This window comes from Cohnella sp. GCM10027633, from assembly GCF_042675445.1.
Classification (GTDB): Bacteria; Bacillota; Bacilli; order Paenibacillales; family Paenibacillaceae; genus Cohnella.
On the sequence record NZ_JBHTGV010000007.1, the window covers coordinates 151,976 to 164,843 of the forward strand.

General features: G+C 60.1%; 13 protein-coding genes and 1 pseudogene. 8 read left to right on the top strand and 6 right to left on the bottom strand.

Going from position 1 to position 12,868, the window contains the following annotated elements:
* Positions 1–9 precede the first annotated feature (9 nt).
* Positions 10–1,476 carry a methyl-accepting chemotaxis protein gene (locus ACFQZG_RS17365; RefSeq protein WP_378154733.1) on the bottom strand — a complete coding sequence of 489 codons (1,467 nt, stop codon included), beginning with the start codon at positions 1,474–1,476 and terminating at the stop codon, positions 10–12.
* Between the two features lie 115 nt (positions 1,477–1,591).
* On the opposite strand from ACFQZG_RS17365, the gene ACFQZG_RS17370 reads away from it, so the two are divergent.
* The 3 genes and pseudogenes from ACFQZG_RS17370 (at position 1,592) to ACFQZG_RS17380 (ending at position 3,401) form a co-directional block, all read left to right on the top strand.
* Positions 1,592–2,329: a polysaccharide deacetylase family protein gene (locus tag ACFQZG_RS17370; RefSeq protein WP_378154735.1), complete on the top strand. Its 738-nt coding sequence runs from the start codon at positions 1,592–1,594 to the stop codon at positions 2,327–2,329.
* A gap of 13 nt (positions 2,330–2,342) precedes the next feature.
* Positions 2,343–3,053: pseudogene (locus ACFQZG_RS17375) on the top strand (DNA alkylation repair protein).
* 36 nt (positions 3,054–3,089) lie between these two features.
* Positions 3,090–3,401 carry an MGMT family protein gene (locus tag ACFQZG_RS17380; RefSeq protein ID WP_378154737.1) on the top strand — a complete coding sequence of 104 codons (312 nt, stop codon included), beginning with the start codon at positions 3,090–3,092 and terminating at the stop codon, positions 3,399–3,401.
* A gap of 57 nt (positions 3,402–3,458) precedes the next feature.
* On the opposite strand, the gene pepT is transcribed toward ACFQZG_RS17380, so the two are convergent.
* Together pepT and ACFQZG_RS17390 are read right to left on the bottom strand one after the other, a co-directional pair.
* On the bottom strand, positions 3,459–4,694 hold the full coding sequence (pepT, locus tag ACFQZG_RS17385; RefSeq protein WP_378154937.1) for a peptidase T: 1,236 nt from the start codon (positions 4,692–4,694) through the stop codon (positions 3,459–3,461).
* Positions 4,695–4,713: 19 nt separating this feature from the next.
* Positions 4,714–5,772 (bottom strand): LLM class flavin-dependent oxidoreductase, encoded by a 1,059-nt coding sequence (locus ACFQZG_RS17390; RefSeq protein WP_378154739.1) that lies wholly within the window; start codon positions 5,770–5,772, stop codon positions 4,714–4,716.
* A gap of 363 nt (positions 5,773–6,135) precedes the next feature.
* Here ACFQZG_RS17390 and ACFQZG_RS17395 point away from each other — a divergent pair, with 363 nt between their 5' ends.
* The 4 genes from ACFQZG_RS17395 to ACFQZG_RS17410 are packed head-to-tail and all read left to right on the top strand — an operon-like array spanning position 6,136 to position 8,786.
* Complete coding sequence (locus ACFQZG_RS17395; protein ID WP_378154741.1) at positions 6,136–6,582, top strand: MarR family winged helix-turn-helix transcriptional regulator; 447 nt, start codon at positions 6,136–6,138, stop codon at positions 6,580–6,582.
* On the top strand, positions 6,579–7,544 hold the full coding sequence (locus tag ACFQZG_RS17400; RefSeq protein ID WP_378154743.1) for a ring-cleaving dioxygenase: 966 nt from the start codon (positions 6,579–6,581) through the stop codon (positions 7,542–7,544). The genes ACFQZG_RS17395 and ACFQZG_RS17400 overlap by 4 nt, the downstream gene beginning before the upstream one ends.
* Positions 7,545–7,546: 2 nt before the next feature.
* Positions 7,547–8,158: an alpha/beta hydrolase gene (locus ACFQZG_RS17405; RefSeq protein ID WP_378154939.1), complete on the top strand. Its 612-nt coding sequence runs from the start codon at positions 7,547–7,549 to the stop codon at positions 8,156–8,158.
* A gap of 13 nt (positions 8,159–8,171) precedes the next feature.
* Positions 8,172–8,786: a flavin reductase family protein gene (locus tag ACFQZG_RS17410; RefSeq protein ID WP_378154745.1), complete on the top strand. Its 615-nt coding sequence runs from the start codon at positions 8,172–8,174 to the stop codon at positions 8,784–8,786.
* 172 nt (positions 8,787–8,958) lie between these two features.
* Here the strand turns inward: ACFQZG_RS17410 and ACFQZG_RS17415 are convergent, their stop codons facing one another.
* A complete protein-coding gene (locus tag ACFQZG_RS17415) occupies positions 8,959–9,477 on the bottom strand; it encodes a DinB family protein (protein WP_378154747.1) in 519 nt (172 codons plus the stop codon).
* Between the two features lie 49 nt (positions 9,478–9,526).
* Positions 9,527–10,219 carry a lysoplasmalogenase gene (locus tag ACFQZG_RS17420; RefSeq protein WP_378154748.1) on the bottom strand — a complete coding sequence of 231 codons (693 nt, stop codon included), beginning with the start codon at positions 10,217–10,219 and terminating at the stop codon, positions 9,527–9,529.
* Between the two features lie 189 nt (positions 10,220–10,408).
* Here ACFQZG_RS17420 and ACFQZG_RS17425 point away from each other — a divergent pair, with 189 nt between their 5' ends.
* A complete protein-coding gene (locus ACFQZG_RS17425; protein ID WP_378154750.1) occupies positions 10,409–10,921 on the top strand; it encodes a hypothetical protein in 513 nt (170 codons plus the stop codon).
* A 339-nt stretch (positions 10,922–11,260) separates the two neighbouring features.
* Here the strand turns inward: ACFQZG_RS17425 and ACFQZG_RS17430 are convergent, their stop codons facing one another.
* The gene (locus ACFQZG_RS17430) at positions 11,261–12,832 is read right to left on the bottom strand and encodes a catalase (RefSeq protein WP_378154752.1); all 1,572 of its coding nucleotides are present in this window, start codon (positions 12,830–12,832) and stop codon (positions 11,261–11,263) included.
* Positions 12,833–12,868 lie beyond the last annotated feature (36 nt).

Consider the following 12,868-nt stretch of genomic DNA (forward strand, 5'->3'; position numbering starts at 1 on the left):
CGGGGTTGGTTACGCTGTCGTCATTCGCTTCAGGTCGGCGGCGAGCTTGTCCAACTGCAGGAAGCTGTCCGCGATCTGCCGGATGCGCGTATCCTGCGTCGTCATGCTGGCGGCCATCTCTTGCACCTGCGCCATGTTCTGCTCCGTAATGCTCGCGATCGTCACGATCTGATCGGTCATCTTGGCGTATTGCCGCCGCAGGTCGTCGGCGGAGCGATCGACGTGAGCGGACTGTTGCTCGACGCTTCCCGAATCGCTCGCGACCGAGCGCATCGCGGCGATGACCGACTGGGCGGCCTGGCTGCTTACCGCGACGGTACGTTGACCTTGGACGATCTGCTCGGCCGCGGCGGCCGTCTTCGCGCTGATCGTGCCGAGAATGCGTTCGATCTGCTCCGTCGATTGCTGCGATGTCTCCGCGAGCTTGCGGATTTCGTGCGAGACGACGGAGAACCCTTTGCCGTGCTCTCCGGCACGCGCCGCTTCGATCGCCGCGTTGAGCGCTAGCAAGTTCGTCTGCGTGGAAATATGCTTGATCGTCGCGACGATGCCGCCGATCCGCGAATTCTGCTCGTTCAGCTGGCTCATGAGCTCGGCGGATGCGTCGATCGCCGCGTTCACTTGGCCCATCTGATTCTCGAGAAGAAGCGCTTCCTCGCTGCCGAGACGGGAATGCTGCACGGAGTTCTCGGATAGCGAGCGCATCTCGGCGGAGCGGGCGGCGAGCGAAGATACCTCCTGCTCGATGCGCTGCACGGAGCCGCTAATATCGGTAATGCTCGACGTCTGCGTCTCGATGCTCGCCGTAACCTCGACGAACGCGGCGGTCACGTTCTTGGAGATCGCGCCGGTAGACGTAATGTTCGTTTTCAGATTGTCGCTGAACTCGTTCAGCACCGTCAGAGAGCCGGACACTCTGTCGACGATCGCCTGGGCGCGGTTCTTCTCGGAGACGGCCTGTTCCCGTTGGGCGACGACGTCGTTCTGGAGACGTTCGCTGAACTTCGCGGAAGCGTAGAGCGGCACGGCGATCATGAGCAAGTAGAGCACCATCGTGAACGGATCGTTGTCGCCGAACAATTCCTTGTTATAGGTACTCAGGAATAAGCCGATCGTGAGAGCGAGCCCCAGCGTACCTGAGAAAGCAATCGCTCGCGAGCTGCCGTATAAGGTCATGATCGCCAAGTTAACATACACAAGGGAGTAGGTCGTAATGACCGGTCCGGTCATGATCAGCAGCAAGGTGAGGACCGTGACGATGGAGGAGATGATGTACATAATGTAGGTAGGCCATAAGCGTTTGACGTACAAGAACGTCGTCACCCCGCAAGCGAACGATCCGACGACGAGCAGCACGATGATCGAGCTTGTCGGCGCTCCCGTCAGCATGTCCACGATCAGGCCGAGGACGAGCATTCCCCAGATAATGTTCACGAGAAGTCTGTTTCTGCGATGTAAGGCTGCGATAGCTTCCACGTTGTATTGCCACCTTTCGATAATTGAAAACATAGGAAGATCTTACCATACGTCTTTGTTCGTCGACAAATGATTCCGATAAGATTGATATTGATTAAAATCGGGGGTTTAACGAGTGGGAAAAGTTACATCGATCGGCGCGATTGCGCTGGTCCTCATAATGCTGTCCGCTTGCGGGAGCGCTTCCGAAGCACTGCCGGCGGTCGCGCCCGCGAAGGAAAAAGCGAAGCTCGTCGCGAATACGTATCGCGACGGCAAGATCGAGATCGACTACCCGCAGTTGGAGGGTATGCCGGACAAGGGCAAGCAGCAGGCGATTAACGAGACGCTACGCGGGAGAGCGTTGGAAGGCGCACGGTACTATGAAGGGGCCGAGGGAGAAGTGACGCTTGATGTCGATTATGCCGCGGAGCTGCGTCCGGCGGGATTGCTGAGCGTTATTTACACCGGAATGGGCAACGTCGAGGGTGCGGCTCATCCGACGAATCACTTCTACGCGTCGAATATCGACTTGAACGCCGGGAAGGCGTTGGCGTTGCATGACTTGGTTACGATCGATGGGGCATTCGTGCAGAAGCTGAGGCAAGCGAAGCCGAAGGACTCGGATCCCGATTCCGCGGAGCAAGCGGCCAGAAGGTACCTGGACGAGCAGAACGACGAATCGGGCTGGTTGGCCATGTTCGGGGACGCGGATCTGGGCCATGAAGGCGAGCCGTTCAGCTATGTGACGAAGGACGCTCTCGGCGTAAGCTTCAATGTTCCGCACGTGATGGGAGATCACGTGGAGCTGGAGCTTCCGATCGGGGAATTAGAGGGGATGTTAACGCCGCTGGGGCAAAAGCTGCTGAAATAGGGGGAGAGCGATCATGACGGCATTGGCCGAAGTAATGGACAAGCTGGCGAGCCTGGGGACGGAACAGACGAAGACGATGTTCATGAGGCACGGCGCGATGGAGCCGATCTTCGGCGTGAAGATCGGCGATCTGAAGAAGCTGGTCAAAGACGTCAAGAAGGATAAGGCGCTGGCGCGGGAGCTGTTCGAGACGGGCAATAGCGACGCGATGTACTTGGCCGGGCTGACGGTGGATCCGAAGTCGATGGACATAGAGACGCTGAGGCGATGGGTGCAAGCCGCCTATTGGTATATGGCGGCCGAATACACGGTCGCGGGAGTCGCCGCCGAAAGTCCTTATGCGCTAGAGCTGGCGAGGGAGTGGATCCTGTCGCCGGAAGAGATGATCGCGACGTGCGGATGGAGCACGTACGCGAATTACATCTCGGTGACGCCGGACGAGGCGCTTGATCTGGAGGAGATTCGCTCTCTGCTCAAGCAGGTCTAGCGTACGATCCACGAGGAACGGAATCGCGTCCGTTATACGATGAACGGCTTCGTTATCATGGTCGGCGCATCGGTAACCGCCTTGCACGAAGAAGCGGTCGCCGTCGCGAAGCGAATCGGCAAAGTCGACGTTAACATGGGACAGACGGCGTGCAAAGTGCCGCTGGCCGCGGAATATATCGAGAAGGTCGAAGCGGTCGGGAAGCTGGGCGAGAAGAAGACAACGTGCATTTGCTAGCATGAACGGGGCAACGGGGAGATAGGGGGACGGACGATGCAGCCTTTTACGGCGCGCGTAGTGGAAGTCATTAAGGGCATTCCCGAAGGGTACGTGATGACGTACGGACAGATCGCGGCGGAGGCCGGAAGCCCGCGAGGGGCGCGGCAGGTGGTGCGGATTCTGCATGCGATGAGCGCGTCGCAAGGACTGCCTTGGCATCGCGTCGTGAACGCCAAAGGCGAGATCGCCCTTCCGGAAGGGGAAGGCCGATACATGCAGCAGGTAACCTTGGAACAGGAAGGCGTCACCGTTGCCGAAGGCGGCCGGGTGTCGCTCGAGCGTTACCGGCACGAACCGACGGCATAACGATAAGCAAAAGCCCGATCCGCATTCGGATCGGGCTTTCTTGCGTCTGTCCTGCGATTACGCTTGCTGCTCGAAGCGGCGGGCGATCTCGACGATAACCTGCACGGCCTTCTCCATGTTGTCGACGGAGACGAATTCGTAGCGGCCGTGATAGTTCTCGCCGCCGGTGAAGATGTTAGGCGTCGGCAAGCCCTTGAACGACAGCTGCGAGCCGTCGGTGCCGCCGCGGATCGGCTTGACGATCGGCGCGATGCCGAGGCTCGTCATGGCGTCGTGGGCGATGTCGACGATGTGGCGCACGGGCTCGATTTTCTCGCGCATGTTGTAGTATTGGTCTTTGAGCTCGAGAGTGACGCAGTCTTGGCCGTACCGTTGCTGCAGCTCTTCGACGATCGCGACCATCAGCTCCTTGCGCGCGTTGAACAGGTCGCGGTCGTGGTCGCGGATAATGTAATGAAGCTTCGCCTCCTCGACGGTAGCGTTGAACGAGATCAGATGGAAGAAGCCTTCATAGTTCTCCGTCGACTCGGGCGCTTCGGCCGCGGGTAGCTTGGCGTTCAGCGCCATGCCGATCTTGGCAGCGTTGATCATCTTGTCCTTGGCGGTGCCGGGATGGACGTTCTTGCCGCGAATCGTAATGCGCGCCGCGGCGGCGTTGAAGCTCTCGTACTCGAGCTCGCCGAGGGGGCCGCCGTCCATCGTGTACGCGTATTCGGCGCCGAACGCCGCGACGTCGAACCGGTGCGCGCCGCGGCCGATCTCTTCGTCCGGGGTGAAGGCGACGCGAATCTTGCCGTGCTTGATGTCCGGGTTGCGGATGAGGTAGTTCATCGCGGTCATGATCTCCGCGATGCCGGCTTTATTGTCGGCGCCGAGCAGCGTCGTGCCGTCAGTCGTAACGAGCGTATGTCCGACGTAGCCGGACAGCGCGGGGAAGTCCTTCGGCGATAGCACGACGTTATCGGAGGCATTAAGCACGATGTCTTGGCCGTCATAGTCGCGCACAAGCTGCGGATTCACGTTCGCGCCGGTCATATCGGTCGCCGTGTCGACGTGGGCGAGGAAGCCGATCGTCGTCACGTTCGCCTTGTCTGTGTTGGCCGGCAGCGTCGCCATGACGTATCCGTTCTCGTCGATCGTCACGTCCTGCATGCCGATGTCCTTCAGCTCGTCTACGAGCAGGCGGGCGAGTACGAGCTGGCCGGGCGTCGTCGGGCATGTATCCACGCTCTCGTCGGATTGGGTATCGATCTTGACATAGGTCGTCAGTCGGCGGATGAGTTCTTCTTGCAGCATCGGGTGCATCTCCTTTTTATCGAGCGAGTTCGGCCAGCAGCCGGTAGGAACGGAGCCGGGCTTGGTGATCGTAGACTTGGGCGGCGACGATGAGCTCGTCGGCTTGCGTCTCTTCGATGATGCGTTGCATGCGAGCGCGGACCGTGTCGGGACTTCCGATCGCGGTATATCGCAGCATATTCTGAATGTAAAATTGTTCTTGCGGGTTCCATAAGCCGTCCATCGTCGCCACGGGCGGAAGGAGCTTGCCCGTTCGACCGCGGATGATGTTCAGGAACGTCTGGTATAGCGACGTCGCTAGCCGCTGGGCTTCTTCATCGGTATCGGCGACGATCGCGTTCATGCCAACCATGGCATGCGGCTTATCCAGTGCTTCTGAAGGTTGGAAGCCGTTCCGGTACGCGTCGAGCGCGGGGAGCAAGTAGTCCGGCGCGAAATGGCTCGCGAAAGCGAACGGCAAGCCGAGCTGGGCGGCCAGCTGCGCGCTGAAGCCGCTGGAGCCGAGCAGCCAGATCGGAATGTCTAGACCTTCTCCGGGGATGGCGCGCACGTTGCCCGGCGCGGAGATCGCTTCCTCCGGCGGGTGGAAGTACTCGCGCAGCTCGGCGAGCTGCTCGGGGAAGTTCTGCCCGTCGCTCGTCAGGCCGCGGCGCAGCGCGCGGGCAGCCGGTTGGTCAGAGCCGGGCGCGCGGCCGAGCCCGAGATCGATGCGTCCGGGAAAGAGCGATTCGAGCGTGCCGAATTGCTCGGCGATGACGAGCGGCGCGTGGTTCGGCAGCATGATGCCGCCGGAGCCAACGCGGATCGTTTTCGTGCCGGCGGCGACGTGGCCGATGACGATCGACGTCGCGGAGCTCGCGATGCCCGGCATGTTATGATGCTCGGCGAGCCAGTAGCGATGGTAGCCTAGCTCCTCGGCGAGTTGCGCCAGCTCGAGCGTATTGCGCAGCGCCTCGGACGCCGTGCTGCCGGTCACGATCGGCGCAAGGTCGAGGACGGATAGCGGAACGTCGCGAAGACGCTTCGGCGCGGGTGTATAGGAGTCGTTAGCGGTATTCTCGGTCGTGTCTGACATAGTCGGCATAGCCTCCGATCGTTATTGAGGTGCATGAGTGCAACGAATCGCGATATTCATTATTATCGAACAGTCGGGCACCGCATCGCAAGTCGGCGGGATGCGGAGGGGACATCCCGGGTAAAGCCGGGGATCTCGACTAACTCGTTGTACCCCCGATAGCAGGAATTCCAGTGTGTTCCCTACGTAACAGTGATTGCGCGGCGCCTCGGCGGGACAATATAAACGGAGACTAAACGATACCCGCACTATTTTCCGGAGGGTGTTGACATTTGCTCGCCAATCATTTATCTTAAAGTTAAGATATTCGAAATTGAGATATACAAAGCGAAGACGACGATAACCGCAAAGGAGCTGATGCCCTTGAACGATCGAATCGAAGCGTCGCTCGATCTATATATCGCGCTGAACCGGGCAAGCCAATGGATCAACGCGCACGCGGATCGCGACATTAAGCTGCACGGCCTGAACCGAACCGAATTCGGCGTGCTGGAGCTGCTGCACCACAAGGGGCCGCAACCGCTGCAGCAGATCGGCGGCAAGGTGCTCATGAGCAGCGGCAATATCACCTACGTCATCGATAAGCTCGAACAGAAGCAGCTCGTCAGGCGCAACGCATCGACGGAAGATCGCCGCCTCATCTACGCGGAAATTACCGAGGATGGCGCGAGGTTCATGTCTGAAGCTTTCCCCAATCACGCCGAAGTCATCGATCGCGTGCTCGACGTACTGACGGAAGAAGAGAAGGCGCTAATGAGCGGTTTACTTAAAAAAGCGGGCAAATTCGCCCAAGAGGAGTGGTCCAAATGACAACCCAACAACAAGAACAACGCACCGCAGGCATCCACCACGTCACCGCGTTCGTGCAAGACGCGCAGCGCACGGTCGACTTCTACTCCGGATTCTTAGGGCTTCGGCTCGTGAAAAAAACGATCAACTTCGACGCGCCGGAAGTGTACCACCTGTACTTCGGCAACGAAGGCGGAAGCCCGGGCACGGTCATCACGTTCTTCCCTTGGAAGGGCTCGCGCCACGGCCGCGTCGGTAGCGGTCAAGTCGGCATCACGACTTACGTGGTACCTACGGACGCGTTCGAATTCTGGCAGGAGCGCCTTGCGAAGTTCGACATCGACTTCAAGCAGACCGAACGGTTCGGCGAGCAGTACTTGCAATTCGAAGATCCGGACGGCCTGAGAGTCGAGATCGTCGCTCGCGAAGAAGGACCGGCGAGCGAGTGGACGTTCGGCGGCGTGCCGGCGGTCAAGGCGATCAAAGGGTTCGGCGGAGCGGTACTGTTCAGCGCCGCGGCCGACCGCACCGGCCAAGTGCTGGAGCAGGTGCTCGGGTTCGAGCTCGAGCGTAACGACGGCAAGTACAGACGTTACAGAGCAACGGGCAACTTGGGCGACCGCATCGACATTCTGCTAGAGCCTGTCGGCAACGGCATCGGCGGGTCGGGTACGGTGCACCATATCGCATGGCGCGCGAAAGACGACGTCGACCACGTCGCGTACCGCGAACGCGCCGAAGCGAATGGGCAACATCCGACGCCGGTCATCGACCGCCAATACTTCAACGCCATCTACTTCCGCGAACCCGGCGGCATCCTGTTCGAGATCGCGACCGATCCTCCGGGCTTCGCTCGCGACGAACCGGCCGAGACGATGGGCGAGAAGCTGATGCTGCCGGCTTGGTTCGAAGAGCACCGCGAAGCGATCACGGCCGGATTGGACCCGATCGAAGTACGCGTACTGGAGGCGGATAAACAATGACGATGACACACAAATTCGTGCAAGGGACGGATCCGGGCGCTCCGACGCTCGTCCTGTTCCACGGCACCGGCGGCACGGAGAACGATCTGCTGCCGCTGGCCGCCCTCATCTCGCCGAAGTCATCCGTGCTCAGCGTCAGGGGCAACGTACTCGAGAACGGCATGCCGCGCTTCTTCCGGCGACTGGCCGAAGGGGTGTTCGACGAAGCGGACCTGATCTTCCGCACGAAGGAGCTGTACGAATTCTTGGATTCGGCGGCCGTGCAGTACGGCTTCGACCGGAGCAATCTCGTGGCGGTCGGCTATTCCAACGGCGCGAACATCGCGGGCAGCTTGTTGTTCCACTACGCGGACGCGCTGAAGGGCGCGATTCTGCACCATCCGATGGTGCCGCTTCGCGGGCTCCAACTGCCGGACTTGTCGGGGACGCCGGTATTCATCGCCGCGGGCGAGAACGATCCGATCTGCGCGGCGAGCGAGACGGAGGAGTTGGCGGGGCTGCTTCGGGAAGCGGGCGCGGAGGTTAGCGTTCACTGGGAACGCCATGGCCACCGTTTGACGGGAACCGAGGCGGATGCCGCGGCCGTCTGGTTCGCCCACCTGTTCCAAGCTTAAGGAGGCATAGCCCATGCAATCGATAGATCCAGCGAGCTTGACCGACCGCGAGAATTACAAGCTGCTCATCGGCAGCGTCATCCCGCGTCCCATCGCCTTCGTGACGACGTTGTCGTCCGGAGGTGTAGTCAACGCCGCGCCTTACAGTTACTTCAATATCGTGTCGTCGAATCCGCCTTTGCTCTCTATCGCCGTCCAGCGCAAGAACGGCGTCCCGAAGGACACGGCGCGCAACGCGATCGAGACCGGACAGCTCGTCGTGCATATCTCGGACGAGACGTATATCGCGCAGATCAATGAGACGGCGGCTTCCCTCCCGCCAGAGGAGAGCGAAGTGGCTCTGGCGGGCTTGACGCCGGTCGCGAGCGCGAAGGTCTCCGTGCCGGGCATCGCGGAAGCGCGTATCCGCATGGAGTGCGTGCTCGAGCAAGCGATTCCGCTCGGCGGCGCCGAAGGCGGTACTCCTTCGACCGACCTGCTCATCGCTCGCATCGTCCATTACCACTTCGATCCGGCCGTCTACAACAACGGCTACATCGATGCCGACGCGCTGAAGCCGGTCAGTCGGCTCGCCGGCAACGCGTACGCGAAGCTCGGCGAGCAGTTCGAGATCGAACGGCCGAGCTGAGACGGGTAGCCGGTATCGCAATCATTATCCGAGAAGCCATCCCGCGCGATCGGGACGACGGCCCGGCTATCCGCTCGGCTTGAAGGTCCGATCGTGGAAAACGTTTCTTACCGCTAATCGAACGCAAGGCCATCCCAATTGACGGGATGGCCTTGTTTTTGAATGTTAACTTTTATTCGTTCAGATATCTCTCTCTGACGACGTTCAAGTGATGCATCTCGTGACCGGCGATGATATAAGCCCAAGCTCTGGCGCTGGATTCGCGTTCGTTAACGAGGCCGATCCGCTTCCATGCCTCGTCCGGGAGGCCGCGCAGTAACGCGAGCGTGGCGCGTCGCGCCGTCGCGTAGTCTTCCAAGGTAACGGACAGCGGGAAGTCGTCGAACGAGGCGCCGCTCATGAGCGCGTTCTCGTCGTACCCGGCAAGCGGCGTGCGGTCTCCCCTGGCGATTCTGAGCAACCGGTAGCTCATGATCCGTTCGTTGTCGGCAAGGTGTCCGAGCACTTGCTTGAGACTCCACTTGCCCGGCGCGTAACGGTACTCCGCCCGGTCTTCCGAGAGGGCCGAGAATAACGCGGTCGTCTCCGTAAGCAACCGGGCCAGTATCTCTTGAATGTCTCCCTCGGGAACCAACTTCACGTACTGCTCGGCGAAAGTGCTATATTCATCGTTCGATGGTCGATTGGACATGCCGGTTCTCTCCTCGTAACGCTATTTTTACCTTATTCTAAGCGACGATCTATACCGACTTCAACTTCGGTCCCTTGCTGCCGCCAAAGATCGACAAGTTCGCCCTCGTTCGCATCGTCCCCAGGCTGCTCGCGATCAGGAATTGCGCGCCGTAGTACGTCGTCATGATCCATACGCCGGAGTGCGAGATGTCCGAGACGAACATATTCCACGACAGGATCGTGTCCGATGCCAGGAACAGCATGCTGCCGGTGATGGCGTATCGGTTGCCCGAGAGAATCGCCGTCCAAGCCATGAGGCCGATGACCGTCACGTACAGCAGGACGGGCGCGATCAACGCGGTGTCGCCGTCCTGGCGCAGCGCGTCGACGAGCTGCCAGCCGAAGTAGCCGGCGTAGAGCGCGATCGGCACGATCGTAGCCGTGCGCAGCTTCGTGAACTGCCGGTGGCGGAAGAATGCGGCTATGTAGAACAGATGGCCGATCAGGAACATCGACAGTCCGACCACGAACCAGCGGAGCGTGCCGTCGCCGATCATGCAGAAGAACAAGCCGGTAAGCGCGAGCCATTGGGATCGTTCCGGGCGTCCGCGCGCGACGATTCCCGTATAGGCGTAGAGTAGGATCAACGCCATCGGGACGAGCTTGAACAGAAGCTTGACCGCCTCCGGATCCGATGGGATGAACCAGATGTAGAGCGCTCCCATCGCCAAGATGAGCAGCGGCAAACCGATTTTACTCATGTACGATAGCCTCCCCGTAACCTTCATGATGTCAGAATGTCATTTTACAACACAATCTTACAAAAGAATTGGTTAACTTATAGGCTTGACTGCTCTTTATAGGCGGCCGCCCGCATAGTATGATAAGGATACCACAACTGTGAAAGCGCAATCATTAACTTATTTACTTCGATGATTGGAGTGATCGATGTGGGTACCCGGTTATTATCCGAACAATTGATTAAGTCGAGATACCCGCACATTCGGTATGTGCGCATTCACACGCGCGGAAGGAACGCCGCCACGATCTATGCTTGGAACGAGGAACTGCGGCTGACCGACGAGGAGAAGACGGAGCTGAAGCAGTTCGCGTCCGGGTATTTGACGTCGTACGTGTGCTTCACCGTGAAAGAATATCCGTTGCTGAAAGACGACAACGTGCCCGAGGTGTTCGAGCTCCCGGACCGGATTCACCAAGCCGCGATGAACCGCACGTTGGACATTAGCGGCATCGTGAACGTGATCAACGGGTTGTTCATGTCGGGCGTGCTGACGTACAGCCGATACGATCCGATCAAAGGGACGATCTACTTCGACGTCCGGACGACGATCACGGTCACGGACATCGAGAAGGCGCTCATCGGCCGCTATCTGTACGAGATGGTGCCGCTCGGGGCGAATTTCGAGGTGACGTACGGCCAGAGCATCGGGATGAAAACATAGCGAGGGAGCTGCGACCGAAATAACGCCATCAGACAGCGCTAAATCCGCAGCCGCGGGCAATCCGCCGAAATAACGTCATCAGACAGCGTTAAATCCGCAGCCGCGGGCAGTCCGCCGAAATAACGCCATCAGACAGCGTTAAATTCGCAGCCGCGGGCAGTCCGCCGAAATAACGCTACTAGACAGCGTTAAATTCGCAGCCGCGGGCAGTCCGCCGAAATAACGCTACTAGACAGCGTTAAATTCGTGACCGCGGGCAATCCGCCGAAATAACGCCGCCACAAGGCCCTATTATCGCAAAAGCCCACTCTCCGGCAAGGGAGAGTGGGCTTTTATGGCTTAATAAGGATCCGCTTCGTGGCCCGCGCGGCGAGCGATGTCGACGCCTTGGTACGGGTCGGCCTGGCCGCTCGAGGCTTTCGATTTCAAGGCTGCCGCGATGCCTTCCTCGAGCCGCTTGCCGTAGTCGGCGTCGGCTTGCGTGCAGTGGTCGATCATGCGGTCGCGGATGCCTTCAGCGCATTGCGAGAGCGCGCCGGACAAGTTGCCGATGAGCTCTTCCTGCTCCCAAGGCTCGAACGCCCGGAACGTGTCGCCCGCCTGCTTGAAGTCGTTCGTCCGCGCGATCTTCTTCCGCACGAGATCGGCGTCGTAATGCGGCTCGTGAGCGACGCCGTCCGCCGGAGCCTCGCGCAGCCCGCCAAGCGACGACGGCTCGTAGTTGACGTGCGGATTCTGCCCGCGCCCGCGCTCCGGCCGCGCCTGCATCTGGCCGCCCGTCTGGTTCGTGGCGACGTGCGTCTTGGCCGCGTTAATGGGCAACTGCAAGTAGTTCGTACCGACGCGGTAGCGCTGCGTGTCCGAGTACGAGAACGTGCGTCCTTGCAGCAGCTTGTCGTCCGAGAAGTCGAGCCCGTCCACGAGCACCCCGGTGCCGAACGCCGCCTGTTCGACCTCGACGAAGTAGTCGGAGGGATTGCGGTTTAGGGTCATTTTGCCGACAGGGAGGAAAGGGAACTGCTCGGGAGGCCATAGCTTCGTCGGATCGAGCGGGTCGAAGTCGAGCTCGTCGTGCGCGTCGTCGCTCATGATCTGCACTTGCAACTCCCACTCCGGGTAATCGCCGTTATCGATGGCCATGTACAGGTCGAGCGTCGCGTGATTGAACGCCATCGATTGGACTTCGTTCGCTTCCGATTGCTTCAGGTTGCGAATGCCTTGCTTCTGCGGCTCCCAGTGGTACTTCACGAGCACCGCTTCTCCCGCATGGTTGACCCATTTGTACGTGTTCACCCCGGAGCCTTGCATCTGCCGGTAGTTGGCCGGAATGCCCCATGGCGAGAACAGGAACGTGATCATGTGCGTCGCTTCCGGCGACAAGGACACGAAGTCGAAGAATCGCTGCATGTCCTGCACGTTCGTGAGCGGATCCGGCTTGAAGGCGTGCACCATGTCCGGGAATTTCATCGCGTCGCGGATGAAGAAGATTTTCAGGTTGTTGCCGACGAGGTCCCAGTTGCCGTCCTCGGTATAGAACTTGACCGCGAATCCGCGCGGGTCGCGCAGCGTCTCCGGCGAATGGCCGCCGTGGATGACGGTCGAGAACCGGACGAAGACGGGCGTCTCTTTGCCGGCTTCTTGGAACAACTTCGCGCGCGTATACTTGGCTATTGGCTCGTCGCCGACTTTGCCGTACGCCTCGAAGACGCCGTGCGCGCCGGCGCCGCGGGCATGGACGACGCGCTCGGGCACGCGCTCGCGGTCGAAGTGGGTGATTTTCTCGAAGAAATGATAGTTCTCCAGCGTCGTCGGGCCGCGGTCTCCGACGGTGCGCAGGTTCTGATTGTCGGTGACGGGGTGCCCTTGCCGCGTCGTTAACGTCAAGTCGTCGTTCGTAGGGTCGTTGGCCATCTGCTCGTTCTCCGCCTTTACTGGAATTTCGCTCCG

Excerpts from the sequence above, each read along its gene's own strand:
- ACFQZG_RS17420 (WP_378154748.1), bottom strand. The coding sequence starts at position 10,219 with ATGAGTAAAATCGGTTTGCCGCTGCTCATCTTGGCGATGGGAGCGCTC.
- ACFQZG_RS17400 (WP_378154743.1), top strand. The coding sequence starts at position 6,579 with ATGACAACCCAACAACAAGAACAACGCACCGCAGGCATCCACCACGTC.
- ACFQZG_RS17380 (WP_378154737.1), top strand. The coding sequence starts at position 3,090 with ATGCAGCCTTTTACGGCGCGCGTAGTGGAAGTCATTAAGGGCATTCCC.
- ACFQZG_RS17415 (WP_378154747.1), bottom strand. The coding sequence starts at position 9,477 with ATGTCCAATCGACCATCGAACGATGAATATAGCACTTTCGCCGAGCAG.
- ACFQZG_RS17430 (WP_378154752.1), bottom strand. The coding sequence starts at position 12,832 with ATGGCCAACGACCCTACGAACGACGACTTGACGTTAACGACGCGGCAA.
- ACFQZG_RS17390 (WP_378154739.1), bottom strand. The coding sequence starts at position 5,772 with ATGTCAGACACGACCGAGAATACCGCTAACGACTCCTATACACCCGCG.
- ACFQZG_RS17410 (WP_378154745.1), top strand. The coding sequence starts at position 8,172 with ATGCAATCGATAGATCCAGCGAGCTTGACCGACCGCGAGAATTACAAG.
- ACFQZG_RS17405 (WP_378154939.1), top strand. The coding sequence starts at position 7,547 with ATGACACACAAATTCGTGCAAGGGACGGATCCGGGCGCTCCGACGCTC.